We start from the raw sequence: 16,027 nt of genomic DNA on the forward strand, positions 1-16,027 counted from the left end.
CCCGAGGGTGTACGGACCGGCCGGTGACTCGCGGGACTGCGTCAGTCCTTGATCCCGCTCAGTCCTTGATCTCGCACAGCGCGGCGCCGCTGCTGACGCTCGCGCCCACCTCGGCCTTGAGGCCGACCACGGTGCCCGCCTTGTGCGCGTTCAGCGGCTGCTCCATCTTCATCGCCTCCAGGACCACGATCAGCTCGCCCTCGGCGACGACCTGGCCCTCCTCGACGGCGACCTTGACGATGGTGCCCTGCATCGGCGAGGCCAGCGTGTCACCGCTGACCGCCGAACCGGCCTTCTTGGCACCGACCCGGCGCTTGGCCTTCGCGGCACCCGCCGCGCCCACCGCCGGGGCCGCCGAGACGCCCAGCGAGGACGGCAGCGAGACCTCGATCCGCTTGCCGCCGACCTCGACCACGACGGTCTCCCGGCCCTCGGCCTCCTCGCCCTCGCCGGCCGCGCCCGCGAACGCCGGGATGGTGTTGTCGAACTCGGTCTCGATCCACCGGGTGAAGACCTTGAACGGCCCGTCGCCGCCGTGCACCTCGGGCGCGAACGCCGGGTCGGTGACGACCGCCTGGTGGAACGGGATGGCGGTGGCCATGCCCTCCACCTTGAACTCGTTCAGCGCGCGCCGGGCCCGCTCCAGGGCCTGCTTGCGGTCCCGGCCGGAGACGATCAGCTTGGCCAGCAGCGAGTCCCAGGCGGGGCCGATGACCGAGCCGGTCTCGACGCCCGAGTCCAGCCGGACGCCCGGGCCGGACGGCGGGGCGAACAGCGTGACGGTGCCGGGCGCGGGCAGGAAGTTGCGGCCCGGGTCCTCGCCGTTGATGCGGAACTCGAAGGAGTGGCCGCGCACCTCGGGGTCGCCGTAGCCCAGCTCCTCGCCGTCGGCGATCCGGAACATCTCGCGGACCAGGTCGATCCCGGTGACCTCCTCGGTGACCGGGTGCTCCACCTGCAGACGGGTGTTGACCTCCAGGAAGGAGATCGTGCCGTCCAGCGCCACCAGGAACTCGCAGGTCCCGGCACCGACGTAGCCGGCCTCCTTCAGGATGGCCTTGGACGCGCGGTACAGCTCGGCGTTCTGCTCCGGGGTCAGGAACGGCGCGGGCGCCTCCTCGACCAGCTTCTGGTGCCGGCGCTGCAGCGAGCAGTCACGGGTGGAGACGACCACCACGTTGCCGTGCCGGTCCGCGAGGCACTGGGTCTCCACGTGCCTCGGGTTGTCCAGGTAGCGCTCGACGAAGCACTCGCCGCGACCGAAGGCGGCGACTGCCTCGCGCACCGCGGACTCGAACAGCTCCGGGATCTCCTCCAGCGTGCGGGCGACCTTCAGGCCGCGGCCGCCGCCGCCGAACGCCGCCTTGATGGCGACCGGCAGGCCGTGCTCCTGCGCGAAGGCGACCACCTCGTCGGCACCCGCGACCGGGTCCGGGGTGCCGGCCACGAGCGGGGCACCGGCGCGCTGCGCCACGTGCCGGGCGGTGACCTTGTCACCGAGGTCGCGGATCGCCTGCGGCGGCGGGCCGATCCAGGTCAGGCCCGCGTCGATGACGGCCTGGGCGAAGTCGGCGTTCTCCGACAGGAAGCCGTAGCCGGGGTGGACGGCGTCCGCCCCCGAGTCCTCGGCGGCCTTCAGGACCTTGGAGATGTCCAGGTAACTGGTGCCGGGGGTGTCACCGCCCAGCGCGTAAGCCTCGTCGGCCGCGCGGACGTGCAGCGCATCCCGGTCCGGCTCGGCGTAGACGGCGACGCTGGCAATACCGGCGTCCGAGCAGGCCCGGGCGACGCGGACGGCGATTTCCCCGCGGTTGGCGATGAGCACCTTGCGCACTGTGGCTCCCTTCTTGAACCTCGTTGAGTTTATGGATTCCTGGGCAGTACCGGCGAGTAGCCCCAGGTTGTGAACTATCCCACACGGACCGTGATGGATTCGGCGGCCCTGTGGACGGCCCTGCGGGCGACCCCGCAGGTCGGCACGGGTGCCGCCGGAGCGGGCCGGCGGCGGTGGCGCGGTCACGCTGCGGCGTGGCGGCGCGGTGGCCTTGGCCACACTCAGGCGGTGGTCGGCGCCGGGGTGCGCTGTACGGCCTCGGCGGTGACGTCGGCGGCGAGTTCGACCATGTCCGGGCCGTACGCCTCGGGATTGACGACGCGCAGGACCAGGGCGAAGGTGCCGTTCTGCCCGTAACGCCGGGCCAGCTTGCGGTGGTTGGCGACCAGGTAGCGGACGCCGGCCTGGTTGGCGACACCGGTCTGGCCGGAGACGAGGAACACCGGGCGCCCGCCGTCCGGGGTGGCGACCCGGGCCAGCAGGGTGTGCGACTGGTCGCGGTCGGCGGCAAAGTCGCGGTCGCCCACCACTATGACGTTACTGCCCGGGCCGGGGCCGCTGGTCACCAGGGCTCCCGGCAGACCCCAGGCGAGGTGGGCGGCCATCCGCTCGTTGCTGGCCGGGCCGCCGAGGCAGAACTCGGTCTTGGCGCCGAGCCCGCGGCTCACCTCGTCGTGCGCGACCAGTTCGGCCTTCGCCCCGCACTCCTCGACCAGACCCGCCAGCCACATCAGGGCGTAGGCGTCCCGGCGGGTCACGGTGTGGGCGTGCGAGCCGGTGCCGACGCTGCGGTTCACCACGATCAGGCACTCGCCGCCGGCGGGCAGCCCGAAGAACGTCCGGACCCGCTCCACCCGGCGGCGGCGCCGCAGGGCCTGGGCGAGCCAGCCGAGCCCGGCGCTGATGGCGCTGGCCACCAGTCCCAGGACCACGTTGAGCACGCTGTCGGTCATTGCCGCGTCCCCTCCCCGTTCGAAACGGCGGACAGCCTAGCCGGGGGTGCCTGCCGCGACCATTGACGGCGTCCCGGCGGCTGCCTGGCGTGCGTCAAATGATGCTCAAAGCGGGCAAGTTGGCGGTGGCGGCGCCGCACACCGGAGTGAGCTACTCGGCCGTCCAGAGGTCGGTGATGCGCACGCCGAGGTCGGCGAGCAGGGTGCGCAGCAGGGGCAGCGAGAGGCCGATGACGTTGCCCGGGTCGCCGTCGATGCCCTCGATGAACGGCGCCGAGCGTCCGTCCAGGGTGAACGCCCCGGCCACGTGCAGCGGTTCGCCGGTGGCGATGTAGGCGGCGATCTCGGCGTCGTCCGGGGTGCCGAAGCGGACGGTGGTGGAGGCGGTGGCCGAGGCCTGCTTGCCGGTCACGGTGTCGATCACGCAGTGGCCGGTGCGCAGCACGCCGGAGCGGCCGCGCATGGACTGCCAGCGGGCGAGCGCGTCGGCGGCGTCGGCGGGCTTGCCGAGGGCGAGGCCGTCCAGCTCCAGGACGGAGTCGCAGCCGATCACCAGCTCGTCGCCGGTGAGTTCGGCGGTGAGTTCGGCGGCGACGGCCTTGGCCTTGGCCTCGGCGAGGACGAGGGCGAGTTCGGCGGGGGTGGCGGCGCTGATCGCGTCCTCGTCGACGCCGCTGACCACCACGCGCGGGTCGAGGCCCGCCTGGCGCAGCAGCCCGAGGCGGGCGGGGGAGGCGGAGGCGAGGACGAGGGCGCGCTGGTCGGTCATGCCCACCAGGGTAGGGGGTGCCGGTGTCCTCCGTTCGGGTGAACGCGGCGCTCCCCTCGGTGATCGTCAAGAGGGTGATCGCCGTGCAAGGTGATCACAGTAAAAGCAGGATGGCGATCACCAGGGCGAAGGCGGCGAGCACCCGGCCGGCGCGGTGCAGCTTCTCCTGCGCCCGGCGGGCCTCGGGGGAGGGCTCGTCGCGGGGGTCTGACCAGAGCACCTGTCCAGGGTGCGCCGCGCGCCGGGCGGGGCGCCTGAGTATCCGTACTCAGGTTTCGGGCAATCCGGGCGGACGGCCCGGAACGGGTGTGGAACGGGAGGCAGCTGAGCGGGACGCACCGGAGTGGGCCGTTCGGAGTGGAACACAGCGGAGTGGGAAGTCGGACGGGCCGACTCCCCACTCCGTGGGTGCTGCGGGTACGCGCTCAGCTCGCCCAGCCGGACGTCCGCCAGGCGTTGACGCCGGTGCGGATCGCCGGCCGGAGCAGGCGGGAGCGGTCGTTCCACGGGGAGGCCGGGCCGACACCGGCCAGGCGCGCCGCCTCGGCGGCGGCCTGCGCGGCGGCGGCCCGGGCCTGGACCACCGCCAGGACGGTGGCGAGCTCCTCGGGGGTCGGCTGCCCATGCAGCACGTGGATCGGGGCCATGGCTCAATCCTCTCGCGACGGCCGTGTTCTGGGGAGGGGGCCTACAGGGGGATGTTCCCGTGCTTCTTCGGCGGCAGCACCTCACGCTTGCCGCGCAGCGCCCGCAGGCCGCGGACGATGTGCCGGCGGGTCTCGCTCGGCGGGATCACCGCGTCGACGTAGCCGCGCTCGGCCGCCAGGTACGGGTTGAGCAGGGTGTCCTCGTACGAGGCGAGCAGTTCGGCCCGCTTCTCCTCGACGGTGCCCGCCGCCTCCGCCTCGGCGATCTCGCGCCGGTGCAGGATGTTGACCGCGCCCTGCGCGCCCATCACGGCGATCTGCGCGGTCGGCCAGGCCAGGTTGAGGTCGGCGCCCAGGTGCTTGGAGCCCATGACGTCGTAGGCGCCGCCGAAGGCCTTGCGGGTGATCACGGTGATCAGCGGGACGGTGGCCTCGGCGTAGGCGTAGATCAGCTTGGCGCCGCGGCGGATGATGCCGTCCCACTCCTGGCCGGTGCCGGGCAGGAAGCCGGGCACGTCGACGAAGGTGAGGACCGGGATGTTGAAGCTGTCGCAGGTCCGCACGAAGCGGGCCGCCTTCTCGCTGGCGGCGATGTCCAGGCAGCCGGCCAGGTCCATCGGCTGGTTGCCGACGATGCCGACCGGGTGGCCCTCGACCCGGCCGAAGCCGGTGATGATGTTGCCGGCGTACAGCGGCTGGGTCTCCAGGAACTCGCCGTCGTCGACGATGTGCTCGATCACCTTGCGCATGTCGTACGGCTGGTTCGCCGAGTCCGGCACGATCGTGTCGAGTTCGAGGTCCTCGGCTGTGACCGAGAGGTCTGCTTCCTCGGGGTAGGACGGCGGGTCCGAGAGGTTGTTGGACGGCAGGTACGAGAGCAGGCTCTTGACGTACTCGATCGCCTCCTTCTCGTCCGCGGCCAGGTAGTGCGCGTTGCCGGACTTGGTGTTGTGGGTGCGCGCGCCGCCCAGCTCCTCCATGCCGACGTCCTCGCCGGTGACGGTCTTGATCACGTCCGGGCCGGTGATGAACATGTGCGAGGTCTGGTCGGCCATCACCACGAAGTCGGTGATCGCGGGGGAGTACACCGCGCCGCCCGCGCAGGGGCCCATGATCAGCGAGATCTGCGGGATCACCCCGGAGGCGTGGACGTTGCGGCGGAAGATCTCGCCGTACAGGCCGAGCGAGACCACGCCCTCCTGGATCCGGGCGCCGCCGGAGTCGTTGATGCCGATGACCGGGCAGCCGGTCTTCAGCGCGAAGTCCATCACCTTGACGATCTTCTCGCCGAAGACCTCGCCGAGGGAGCCGCCGAACACCGTGAAGTCCTGGGCGAACACGGCGACCTGGCGGCCGTCCACGGTGCCGTAGCCGGTGACCACGCCGTCGCCGTACGGGCGCGTCCTCTCCAGCCCGAAGTTGGTCGAGCGGTGCCGGGCGAACTCGTCGAACTCGACGAAGGAGTCCTCGTCCAGAAGCTCCACGACCCGCTCCCGGGCCGTCAGCTTGCCCTTGGCGTGCTGCTTCTCCACCGCCTTGGCGGAGCCGGAGTGCACCGCCTCGTCGAGCTTGCGCCGCAGGTCGGCGAGCTTGCCCGCGGTGGTGTGGGGGTCGTACGGCGCCTCGGTCATCCGGTGGCTCTCCCTGGTCATGGGCCGCGACCTGTTCGCGTGCGCGCGGACCGGAACGGGGGGCTGGCGCAGGAGGGCAGGGCGGCGCTGCGAACTACCGTTGAGTAGCGTAGCCAGCGCGGAGGGCCGGACGTAATGTCCAGCCGTTATGGCCAGCGACACAGTGTTGTTAACGCCCGTTCTGCGGGACGATGGGGCGGCCTACACCCCCTGGGGCCGTCCCGCCACGCCCGCCCTTCCGGCGGACGGCGGGAGTCCGGGGACGGGCCCCTAGGGTGGCCCCCATGACCGCACCCGAATCCCCCCGCCGCAGTGGACTGCGCGGCTTCGGCCATGCCGGGCCGTCGCCGTGGACCGACCTGGACCGGCCGCCGCTGGACGAGGAGGCGCTGCGCCGCGACCTGCTGCTCCCGGGTGGCCTCTGGACCTCGCTCGACGTCGTCGCCGAGACCGGCTCCACCAACAACGACCTCGCCGCCCGGGCCCGCGCGGGCGCGCCGCAGGGCGCCGTGCTGGTGGCCGAGGCCCAGAGCGCCGGGCGCGGGCGGCTCGAACGGCAGTGGACGGCCCCGGCGCGCTCCGGGCTGTTCCTCTCCGTCCTGCTGCGCCCCGAGGAGGTGCCGGTCGAGCGGTACGGCTGGCTGCCGATCCTGGTCGGCGTGGCCGCCGCGAGCACGCTGAGCCGGGTCGCCGGGGTGGAGGTCGGGCTGAAGTGGCCCAACGACCTCCAGGTCGAGATCGACGGCGCGGAGCGCAAGCTCGGCGGCATCCTGACCGAGCTGAGCGGCGGCGGCGCCGTCGTCGCCGGCCTCGGCGTCAACGTCTCGCTGCGCGACGGCGAACTGCCCGTCCCCGCCGCCGCCTCCCTCGCGCTGGCCGGCGCCACCGTCACCGACCGGTCCACCCTGCTGCGCGCCCTGCTGCGCGAGTTCGCCGACCTGTACCGCGACTGGACGGCCGCCGCCGGCGACCCGCACGCCAGCGACCTGCTCCGCGCCTACGTCGACCGCTGCACCACGCTCGGCCGCCAGGTCAAGGTGCACCTGCCGGGCGACCGCGAGCTGACCGGCGAGGCCGTGGCCATCGACGGCGACGGGCGCCTGGTGGTTCGTACGCCCGACGGCGCACGCCGCCCGGTGGGCGCGGGGGACGTCGTCCACGTGCGCCCCGAGCCCCGCTGAACGGCATCTTCACCTCCCCTTGACTCGGGCGGATGCCCCGGATCACGCGATTCCGTGCGAACATTCCACCTGGCAGCGGTGTGAGGCGCGCCACTGCCCGCCCGGGTGGCGGGCGGCGCGCCCGGACAGGTAGGACACGAGGCAAGTGCGGCAACCGCACGGGGACGGACCGGTGGCAGAGGACGGCAGCAGCGGCGGGACGGCGGGCACCCACGACCAGACGGTCGCGCTCGAACTCGAACGCCTGATCCTGGACGCACCACGCCGCTACACCCCGTACCAGGCCGCGCGGGCCGCCGACGTCCCGATGGAGCTGGCCACCCGCTTCTGGCGGGCCATGGGCTTCCCCGACATCGGGCAGTCCCGGGCGCTCACCGACGGCGACGTGATCGCGCTGCGCCGCCTGGCCGGCCTGGTCGAGTCCGGCCTGCTCAGCGAGTCGATGGCGATCCAGGTGGCCCGCTCCACCGGGCAGACCACCGCGCGGCTGGCCGGCTGGCAGATGGACACCTTCCTGGAGAACCTCACCCAGTCCGTCGAACCCGGCCTCACCCGCGCCGACGTCGCCTACCCGCTGGTCGAACTGCTGCTGCCCGAGCTGGAGCAGTTCCTCGTCTACGTCTGGCGGCGCCAGCTCGCCGCCGTCACCGGCCGGGTCGTCCAGGCCGCCGAGGACCACGAGATCACCAGCGGTCGGCTCGCTGTCGGCTTCGCCGACCTGGTCGGCTTCACCCGGCTGTCCCGCCGGCTGGAGGAGGAGGAACTCGGCGAACTCGTCGAGACCTTCGAGAACACCTGCTCCGACCTGATCGTCGGCCAGGGCGGCCGGGTCATCAAGACCCTCGGCGACGAGATCCTCTACGTCTCCGAGGACCCGGTCACCGCCGCCGAGATCGCGCTCAGCCTGATCGAGGCGCTGGCCGAGGACGACACCATCCCCGCGCTGCGGGTCGGCATGGCCTTCGGCACCGTCACCTCGCGGATGGGCGACGTCTTCGGCACCACCGTCAACCTGGCAAGTCGGCTCACCTCGATCGCGCCAAAGGACGCGGTGCTGATTGACGGCGAGTTCGCCGCGGCGCTGGAGCAGAACGGCAGCGTCGCCCCCGCCGACGCGGAGGGGCCCGGCCTCGCCGAGGCGCTCTCGGCCGCCGCCGGGATGCCGGCCTCCGGCCTGCCCCTGCCGGGCCCGGAGGCCGGGGCCCGCTTCCACCTCCAGCCGATGTGGCGCCGGCCGGTGCGCGGGCTGGGGCTGGTCGAGCCGTGGCTGCTGTCGCGGCGGCTGAAGGCGGAGTAGCGGTTCCCGGGGCTTGGGCCGGGGCCATTGGTCGCATCCTTGCGCGGGTCCTTGTGGGTGCCGAATGGTTGAAACCCGTACGGCCTGGAGCGGGTCCGTCCCGGCAAACGGGGCATAACCGAACGAAATCGCCATAGTCTTGGTGCAAGCGGCCGGACGGGTGCGGCTGCTTTCGGGGGTCTGGCAGGACCGAGCACAGGGAGCGAGGCGAGCCGGTGAGCAGTGAGGCGATCATGACGGACCGCGGCTGCGACTGCGGCCGCCCGCAGCAGTCGGCCGACCCGCTGCCGGACCTGCGGCTGCAGTCCGTGGTCGAACTCGCCCAGGACATGGCCGGGGCGCTCACCCCGCTGGAGGTCGTCCGGGCCGCCGCCGCCCGGGCCACCGAGGCGCTCGGCGCCACCATGGCCGCCGTCTCCGTCTGGGACCGCGAATCCGGCCGCCTCCGGGTGCTCGTCAACCACGGCGAGCTCGCGCCGGGCGAGGAGGAACTGCCGGAGGACGAGTCCTACCCGGTGGCCGACTTCCCCGAGATCGTCACCTACCTGGAAGAGCGCTGGACCACCGGCCGGCTGCCCCGTGCCTGGCTGCAGACCGCCGAGAACACCGCAGCGCACGCCGGGCACGCACACCCCACCGCCGGCGCGTACTGCCAGGAACGCGCCGCGACGCTGCGCCGGCGCGGGCGGGCCTGCTGCGTGGTCGCGCCGATCGTCCTGCACGGGCAGGCCTGGGGCGAGCTGTACCTCGCCCGGTCGATCGGCATGCGCGAGTTCACCGAGGCCGACGCCGACTACGCCACCCTCCTCGCCGCCCAGATCTCGGCCGGCCTCGCCCAGACCGAACGCCTCGCCGACCTGCGCAAACTCGCCTTCTCCGACCCCCTCACCGGCCTCGCCAACCGGCGTGCCGTGGACGCCCGGCTGGAGAGCGCCCTGGAGGCGCACAACGGCGACAACACCGTGGTGTCGCTGGTCGTCTGCGACGTCAACGGGCTCAAGCGGGTCAACGACCAGCTCGGGCACGAGATGGGCGACCGGCTGCTGGAACGATTCGCCCACCAGCTGTCGCTGGCCGCCGCCAAACTGCCCGGCAGCCTTGCGGCGCGGCTCGGCGGCGACGAGTTCTGCCTGCTGGCGGAGGGGCAGAAGGCCGACGAGGTCGTCGCCGTTGCCGAGGAACTGTGCGCGCGGGCGCTGGCACTGTCCGAGGGGGAGGGGGTCGCGTGCGGGGTCGCTTCCACCGGGGACTCCATCGGCCCGGTCACCACACCCGACCGGCTCTTCCGGCTCGCCGACGCCGCCCAGTACCGCGCCAAAGCCGGCCGCGCCGCCCACCCCGTCGTCGCCGGCCGCAGCCACGGCCCCGGCTTCTCGCCCGACCCCACCGTCCTGCTCGCCGACGCCGCAGACCCCCGACACCGCGCCGACGGCCGCACCCGCCCGGGCGGACGGGCCGGTGCCGGCGACCGTCGCCGCTTCCGCGGCGCCGCCCACAGCGCCGACCCCGGGCAACTGCTCACCGCCGTCCTCGCCTCCCTCGACCAGCACGGCGCCGCCCGTGCCGTCCACGCCGCCGACACCCTCGGCAAGCTCGTCGTCGTCGCCGAGACGTCCGCCCGGCTGCTGGACGCCGTCGGCTGGTGGGTCTCGTACGTGCCGCCCGGCTCCCACCTGATGCGCACCGCCCAGCACGCCGTCTACCGCATGACCAGCGGCCCCAGCAGCACCCGTGCCGAAACCCAGCGCGCCCAGATCGAGGCCCCCGACGCCGTCTTCGACCTCCGCCACTACCCCATGACCCGCCGCGCCGTCCGCGGCGGCGCCTTCGCCCTCCGCGCGGGCGCGGCCGGCAACGACCCCGCCGAGGAAGCCATGCTCGTCGTCTCCGGCTACCGCGGCATGGTCGCTGCCGGCGGCCAGAACGCCGCCGGCGGCTGGCTCGTGGAACTCTTCGCCGACGACGCCACCCTCCCCCTGGGCCAAGCCGCCTTCGCCATGCGGGCCCTGGTGGCCGTGGCCCTGTCCGGCCCGGCCTCGCCGCCCCCGGTGTGAGGCGAGCGGGCCCGCTCATCCGCGCGCTGGGTGATGTGCCGGTTCGGTGACCGGGGGGTCGCGGGTGGGTCGCGGTTGTGGGGCGGGGGGTGCCGGGGGGTTGGGGGCGGTGGGATGGTGGCGGTGAGTGGCTGGGGCTTGCCGAGGACGGGGGAATGGGGCCGTGGGTAGACGGTTGGTGAGTGCGGCGGTGGCGGGGGTGTTGGCCTTCGGTGGTGCCGTGGCGGTGGCGGGGCCGGCGGAGGCGGTGCCGGTGGTGCGGACGGTCGGCGCGGTGCCCGGGGAGCGGGCGCCGGTGCACGTTGCCGTCGGGTCGCATCACGTCACCGAGGTGGCGGTGTCCCGCTACAAGCGGAAGAAGCGGAGCTTCGTCTCCCGGGCGTTCGGCCGGGCCTTCGGGTTCGTCGGGGTGCTGCTGCTGGTCGCGGTGCTGATCGTCGTGCTGGTCGTGATCAGCCGGCGGAACCGGCGTTGAGGGCGCGCAGGACGGCCTCGACCAGACGGTCGGCCTGGGCGTGGTCGAGGGGGCCGAGGCGGTACAGCCAGCGGTAGTGGAGTGGGCCGTAGAGGAGTTCGACGGCGAGGTCGAGGTCGGCGTCGGGGGCGATCTGGCCGGCCTCGCGGGCGCTCCGGAAGCGTTCGCGGGTGACTTCCAACAGCGGGTCCAGCAGGCGCGCGCGGTACTCGTCGTGCAGGGCCGGGTCGGTGACGATCTCGGCGGTGAGGGCGCGGGCGGTGCGGTCGAAGGCAGGGTCGGCGAGGTTGTCGACGGCGGGGCGCAGGGCGGTCCGCAGGTCGGCGGCGAGGTCGCCGGTGTCGGGGAGGGCGAGGCTGCCGTCGTGTTCGCTCGCGGCGAGGAAGGCGTCGAAGACGACCGCGCCCTTGGACGGCCACCAGCGGTAGATGGTCTGCTTGCCGACTCCGGCCCGGGCGGCGATCGCCTCGATCGTGAGCTTGCCGAAGCCGACTTCGGCGACGAGTTCGGAGGCGGCAGCGAGCACGGCGGCGCGGGAGCGTTCGCTGCGGCGTGCGGGGTCGGGGGCGGTTCTGGGGACCATGGCGAAAATTCTAAGCGGGGAGGTGAGGCGAGACGTATCGTCTTGTCGAGAGCGGACGAGACGGTACGTCTCGTCTCACCCGACAGGCGTAGGAGGCCCGTATGACCCGTCCCGCCCACATCCTCATGGTCTCGATCCCGGCCCATGGCCACGTCAACCCCAGCCTCGCCGTGATCGCCGAGCTGGTCGCCCGCGGCCACCAGGTCAGCTACGTCAACGACCCCTCCTTCGCCGAGATCGTCGAGTCGACCGGCGCCCGCTTCGTCCCGTATCCGACGAAACTGCCGCTCGCCGACGACCCGGCCGGGTGGGTGGACGACCCCGTGGCGATCCAGGAGGTGTTCCTGGACGACGCGCTGGCCATGTACCCCGTCCTGCTGGAGGCCTTCGCCGACGACCGTCCCGACCTCGTCCTCTGCGACATCGCGGGCTTCGCCGGGCGGGCGCTCGGCGAGCGGCTGGGTGTGCCGGTGGTGCAGCTGTCGCCCGCCTATGTGGGCTGGGAGGGTTTCGAGCAGGACCTGTCCGAGTGGTTCGAGGCGATCCGCACCGGCCCAGGCGGCGCCGAGCACTACCGGCGGTTCGCCGCCTGGCTCGCCGAGGCCGGGACGGTCGAGCGCGACGTGGACGCCTTCAAGGGCCGCCCGGACCGCGTCATCGCGCTCGTCCCGCGCGCGATGCAGCCCAACGCCGACCGCGTCGACGAGCGACGCGCCACCTTCGTCGGGCCCTGCTTCGGGGACCGCGCCCACCAGGGCGAGTGGCACCGGCCGGCCGGCGCCGAAAAGGTGCTGCTGGTCTCGCTCGGCTCGGCGTTCACCCGCCAACCCGCGTTCTACCGGGCGTGCGTCGAGGCCTTCGGCGACCTGCCCGGCTGGCACGTGGTGCTGCAGATCGGCCGGCACACCGACCTGGCGGAGCTGGGCGAGGTGCCGGACACCGTCGAGGTGCACCGGTGGGTGCCGCAGCTGTCGGTGCTCGCCCAGGCGGACGCCTTCGTCACCCATGCGGGCATGGGCGGCTCCAGCGAGGGGCTGTTCCACGGCGTGCCGATGATCGCGGTGCCGCAGGCCGCCGACCAGTTCGCGAACGCGGACGCCCTGGTGGGGCTGGGCGTGGCCCGCCGCCTGGACACCGAGCAGGCCACCCCGGAGGCGCTGCGCGGTGCCCTGCTGGACCTGGTCGGCGACCCGGCGGTGGCCGAACGGCTGACGGCGCTCGCCGCCGCCGGACGGGCCGAGGGCGGCACCGCCCGCGCGGCGGACCTGATCGAGGCCGAGCTCAGGGGGTGAGGGCCGCCGCGACTGGGCCTGGCTCGGCAGCCGGGGCGGGTTCGGCGATCCGGTCCGGCCGGGTGTAGACGTTCGCGCTCTCCCCGCGCAGGAAGCCGACCAGGGTCAGGCCCAGCTCCTCGGCGAGGTCCACGGCGAGCGAGGACGGCGCCGAGACGGCCGCGAGCAGCGGGACGCCCGCCAGCGCGGCCTTCTGGGTGAGCTCGAACGAGGCCCGGCCGCTGACCAGCAGGACGTGCCCGGTCAGCGGCAGCCGGCCCTCGCGCAGCGCCCAGCCGATCACCTTGTCCACGGCGTTGTGCCGCCCGACGTCCTCGCGGGCGCACAACAGCTCGCCGGTCGCCGCGTCGAACAGGCCGGCGGCGTGCAGGCCGCCGGTGGACTCGAAGGTCCGCTGGGCGGCGCGGAGGCGGTCCGGCAGGGCGTACAGGAGGGACGGTTCGACGCTGAGCGGGTCCTCGGCGACCGGGTGCCGGACGTGGGTGCGGACCGCGTCGACGGTGTCCCGGCCGCAGAGGCCGCAGGCGCTGGTGGTGAGCAGGTTGCGGTGCGCGGAGAGCGGCAGCGCGCCGGCGGCGCCGCGCAGGGTGGCGTCGACGACGTTGTAGGTGTTGGCGCCCGCCTCGTCCGTCCCGGCGCAGTACCGCAGGGCGGCCAGCTCCTCGGCGGAGTGGACGAGGCCCTCGCCGACCAGGAAGCCGGCCACCAGGTCGAAGTCCTGCCCGGGGGTGCGCATGGTGACGGTCAGCGGCTCGCCACCGACCCGGATCTCCAGCGGTTCCTCCGCCGCCAGTGCGTCCGGCCGCACCCCGCGCCCGTCACCCCGCAGCCGTACCACCCGCCGCCGCGCCGTCGCCCGCGTCATCGTCCCGCCACCTCCGTACGTAGTCCGTGCCCCACCAGCCTGCGGCATGCGGGGAGTCGATGGCCATCGGCCCCCGGACCTGGGCCGTCATGCCCCGGACCTGGGCGGTCATGCCCCGGACCTGGGCCGCGACACCCCGGGCCGCCACGCCCCCGGCCCGGGACCCGGAGTGCGGGAGGGGAGGGGGTGGCGGAGAATCCGAATGGTGAGCACCTGTTGTCATATCTTCATTCACCTGATGTGATGGTGTATATGGATATGCACAGTGCTGCGGCCCCCCACGCGCCGCTCGTCCAGGTCGGCAAGGCCGACGTCAGCGCAGAGGATGTGCTGGCCGTTGCCCGGGGGAACGCCCGGGTCGAGATCGGTCCCGACGCGCTCGCCGAGATGGCGGCGGCCCGCGCGCGGATCGATGCTCTCGCGGCCGAGCCGCGTCCCGTCTACGGCGTGTCCACCGGGTTCGGTGCGCTCGCCGTCCGGCACATCAGCCCCGAACTGCGGGCGCAGCTGCAGCGTTCGCTGGTGCGCTCGCACGCGGCCGGGATGGGCCCGGCCGTGGAACGCGAGGTCGTCCGGGCGCTGATGTTCCTGCGGATGAAGACGCTGGCCTCCGGCCGGACCGGGGTGCGCCCGCTGGTCGCCCAGACCATGGCCGCCCTGCTCAACGCGGGCATCACCCCGGTGGTCCGGGAGTTCGGCTCGCTCGGCTGTTCCGGTGACCTCGCGCCGCTCTCGCACTGCGCGCTGGTCCTGATGGGCGAGGGCGTGGCGACCGGCCCGGACGGGGTGGAGAAGCCCGTCGCCGAGCTGCTCGCCGCGGCCGGCATCGAGCCGGTGGAGCTGCTGGAGAAGGAGGGCCTGGCCCTCATCAACGGCACCGACGGCATGCTCGGCATGCTGGTGATGGCCATCGCCGACCTCCAGCGGCTCTTCACCACCGCCGACATCACCGCCGCGATGACCCTGGAGGCGCTGCTCGGCACCGACAAGGTGCTCGCCCCCGAGCTGCACGCCCCGATCCGCCCGCACCCGGGCCAGGCGCTCAGCGCGGCCAACATGCTGGCCGTCCTCAAGGGCTCCGGCCTCACCGGCCACCACCAGGACGACGCGCCGCGGGTCCAGGACGCCTACTCGGTCCGCTGCGCCCCACAGGTGGCCGGCGCGGGCCGGGACACCGTCGCGCACGCCCAGCTGGTGGCCTCGCGCGAGCTGGCCGCCTCGGTGGACAACCCGGTGGTGCTGCCGGACGGCCGGGTGGAGTCGAACGGCAACTTCCACGGCGCGCCGGTCGCGTACGTGCTGGACTTCCTCGCCATCGCCGCCGCCGACCTCGGCTCGATCTCGGAGCGGCGCACCGACCGGCTGCTGGACAAGAGTCGCTCGCACGGCCTGCCGGCCTTCCTGGCCGACGACCCGGGCGTGGACTCCGGTCTGATGATCGCGCAGTACACCCAGGCGGCGCTGGTCAGCGAGAACAAGCGGCTCGCCGTCCCGGCCTCGGTCGACTCGATCCCGTCCTCCGCGATGCAGGAGGACCACGTGTCGATGGGCTGGTCCGCGGCCCGCAAGCTGCGCCAGGCGGTCGAGAACCTGGGCCGGATCCTGGCCGTCGAACTCACCGCCGCCGCCCGCGCGCTGGAGATCCGTCAGCAGGCCGACGGGGGCGTCCGGCTCGCCCCGGCCACCGCCGCGGCGCTGGCCGTCGCCCGGGAGGCGGGGGTCGGCGGCGCCGGCCGCGACCGCTTCCTCTCGCCGGACCTGGAGGCCGCCGCCGTGCTGGTCGCCTCCGGGGAGCTGGTGCGGGCGGTCGAGAAGGTCACCGGCCCGCTGGCCTGACGGTGCCTGACGTGTCGCACGGGGTGGCTGGGACGGTCAGTCCCAGTCGCCCCGCGACCGGCGGTCCGCACGGTCCCGGCGGTCGCTGAGGGCGGCGGCGAAGTTGACCCCGACGATGCCCGCCCAGCAGGCGAACAGGCCGACCAGGCCGCCGCTCTCGGGGCTGCTCGCGATCGCGGTGAGCGGGATGCCGAGCGCCAGCGAGATCACGGCCAGCCGCGAACCCGGGCGGCCGGGCAACCCGGGGCGGCGGGGGCGGTGGGCCGGCTCGTAGTCGTCGAGGTGCTCGGCCACCCGGCGGGCGACCCGGGTGTCCAGCCGGGCGTCCAGGCGGGATTCGAGCCGGGTCAGGAACGAGTCGACCAGCTCCGACTCGTACTCCTTGCCGAGTTCCTTGCGGGCCTGCAGGGTGGCGTCGAGGTCGCGCCGCAGTTCGTCCTGGCGAGTGTCCATGGGCACCAGCGTGGGCCCGCGCCGGGGCCGGGTCCATCCGTTCGCGGGGGGAATCCGGGCGGGGTCAGGGTGAAATCAGGGTTACCCCGAGCACCGTCCGCGCGGGAGGGAGCCGTACAGTCCGCCCCTCGGGACGTCTCACCGGGCGTCCCGCCGT

General features: G+C 73.7%; 15 protein-coding genes. 6 read left to right on the forward strand and 9 right to left on the reverse strand.

Going from position 1 to position 16,027, the window contains the following annotated elements; translation table 11 throughout:
- Positions 1-58: 58 nt before the first annotated feature.
- The 6 genes from KV557_RS05450 to KV557_RS05470 form a co-directional block, all read right to left on the reverse strand.
- Positions 59-1,834: an acetyl/propionyl/methylcrotonyl-CoA carboxylase subunit alpha gene (locus KV557_RS05450; RefSeq protein ID WP_218198554.1), complete on the reverse strand. Its 1,776-nt coding sequence runs from the start codon at positions 1,832-1,834 to the stop codon at positions 59-61.
- A gap of 221 nt (positions 1,835-2,055) precedes the next feature.
- Positions 2,056-2,787: a hypothetical protein gene (locus KV557_RS05455; protein WP_218198555.1), complete on the reverse strand. Its 732-nt coding sequence runs from the start codon at positions 2,785-2,787 to the stop codon at positions 2,056-2,058.
- A 151-nt stretch (positions 2,788-2,938) separates the two neighbouring features.
- Positions 2,939-3,556 (reverse strand): Maf family protein, encoded by a 618-nt coding sequence (locus tag KV557_RS05460; RefSeq protein WP_218198556.1) that lies wholly within the window; start codon positions 3,554-3,556, stop codon positions 2,939-2,941.
- 94 nt (positions 3,557-3,650) lie between these two features.
- Positions 3,651-3,776, reverse strand: a complete 126-nt coding sequence (mmpB, locus tag KV557_RS42215) for a morphogenic membrane protein MmpB (protein WP_308129771.1) — start codon at positions 3,774-3,776, stop codon at positions 3,651-3,653.
- A gap of 205 nt (positions 3,777-3,981) precedes the next feature.
- Positions 3,982-4,203, reverse strand: coding sequence for an acyl-CoA carboxylase epsilon subunit (locus tag KV557_RS05465; protein WP_218198557.1), 222 nt, complete (start codon positions 4,201-4,203; stop codon positions 3,982-3,984).
- A gap of 41 nt (positions 4,204-4,244) precedes the next feature.
- Positions 4,245-5,855: an acyl-CoA carboxylase subunit beta gene (locus tag KV557_RS05470; protein ID WP_374106593.1), complete on the reverse strand. Its 1,611-nt coding sequence runs from the start codon at positions 5,853-5,855 to the stop codon at positions 4,245-4,247.
- A 263-nt stretch (positions 5,856-6,118) separates the two neighbouring features.
- Between KV557_RS05470 and KV557_RS05475 the strand changes: the two genes are divergently transcribed.
- From KV557_RS05475 to KV557_RS05490, 4 genes are all read left to right on the forward strand, one after another.
- Positions 6,119-7,015, forward strand: a complete 897-nt coding sequence (locus tag KV557_RS05475) for a biotin--[acetyl-CoA-carboxylase] ligase (protein ID WP_218198558.1) — start codon at positions 6,119-6,121, stop codon at positions 7,013-7,015.
- Positions 7,016-7,187: 172 nt separating this feature from the next.
- The gene (locus tag KV557_RS05480) at positions 7,188-8,312 is read left to right on the forward strand and encodes an adenylate/guanylate cyclase domain-containing protein (RefSeq protein WP_308129772.1); all 1,125 of its coding nucleotides are present in this window, start codon (positions 7,188-7,190) and stop codon (positions 8,310-8,312) included.
- Between the two features lie 215 nt (positions 8,313-8,527).
- On the forward strand, positions 8,528-10,366 hold the full coding sequence (locus tag KV557_RS44795; RefSeq protein ID WP_374106594.1) for a GGDEF domain-containing protein: 1,839 nt from the start codon (positions 8,528-8,530) through the stop codon (positions 10,364-10,366).
- Between the two features lie 163 nt (positions 10,367-10,529).
- Positions 10,530-10,841, forward strand: coding sequence for a hypothetical protein (locus KV557_RS05490; protein WP_218198560.1), 312 nt, complete (start codon positions 10,530-10,532; stop codon positions 10,839-10,841).
- On the opposite strand, the gene KV557_RS05495 is transcribed toward KV557_RS05490, so the two are convergent.
- Positions 10,819-11,424: a TetR/AcrR family transcriptional regulator gene (locus KV557_RS05495; protein WP_218198561.1), complete on the reverse strand. Its 606-nt coding sequence runs from the start codon at positions 11,422-11,424 to the stop codon at positions 10,819-10,821. The two genes, KV557_RS05490 and KV557_RS05495, sit on opposite strands and share 23 nt — an antisense overlap.
- A gap of 101 nt (positions 11,425-11,525) precedes the next feature.
- Here KV557_RS05495 and KV557_RS05500 point away from each other — a divergent pair, with 101 nt between their 5' ends.
- The gene (locus tag KV557_RS05500) at positions 11,526-12,716 is read left to right on the forward strand and encodes a macrolide family glycosyltransferase (protein WP_218198562.1); all 1,191 of its coding nucleotides are present in this window, start codon (positions 11,526-11,528) and stop codon (positions 12,714-12,716) included.
- On the opposite strand, the gene fdhD is transcribed toward KV557_RS05500, so the two are convergent.
- Positions 12,706-13,581 (reverse strand): formate dehydrogenase accessory sulfurtransferase FdhD, encoded by an 876-nt coding sequence (gene fdhD / locus KV557_RS05505; protein ID WP_218198563.1) that lies wholly within the window; start codon positions 13,579-13,581, stop codon positions 12,706-12,708. The two genes, KV557_RS05500 and fdhD, sit on opposite strands and share 11 nt — an antisense overlap.
- Before the next feature lie 258 nt (positions 13,582-13,839).
- On the opposite strand from fdhD, the gene hutH reads away from it, so the two are divergent.
- Positions 13,840-15,417, forward strand: a complete 1,578-nt coding sequence (gene hutH / locus KV557_RS05510) for a histidine ammonia-lyase (protein ID WP_218198613.1) — start codon at positions 13,840-13,842, stop codon at positions 15,415-15,417.
- Positions 15,418-15,453: 36 nt separating this feature from the next.
- On the opposite strand, the gene KV557_RS05515 is transcribed toward hutH, so the two are convergent.
- The gene (locus KV557_RS05515; protein ID WP_218198564.1) at positions 15,454-15,870 is read right to left on the reverse strand and encodes a hypothetical protein; all 417 of its coding nucleotides are present in this window, start codon (positions 15,868-15,870) and stop codon (positions 15,454-15,456) included.
- Positions 15,871-16,027 lie beyond the last annotated feature (157 nt).

The sequence above is a fragment of the Kitasatospora aureofaciens genome, assembly GCF_019192735.1.
In the GTDB taxonomy this organism is placed as follows: domain Bacteria; phylum Actinomycetota; class Actinomycetes; order Streptomycetales; family Streptomycetaceae; genus Kitasatospora; species Kitasatospora aureofaciens_A.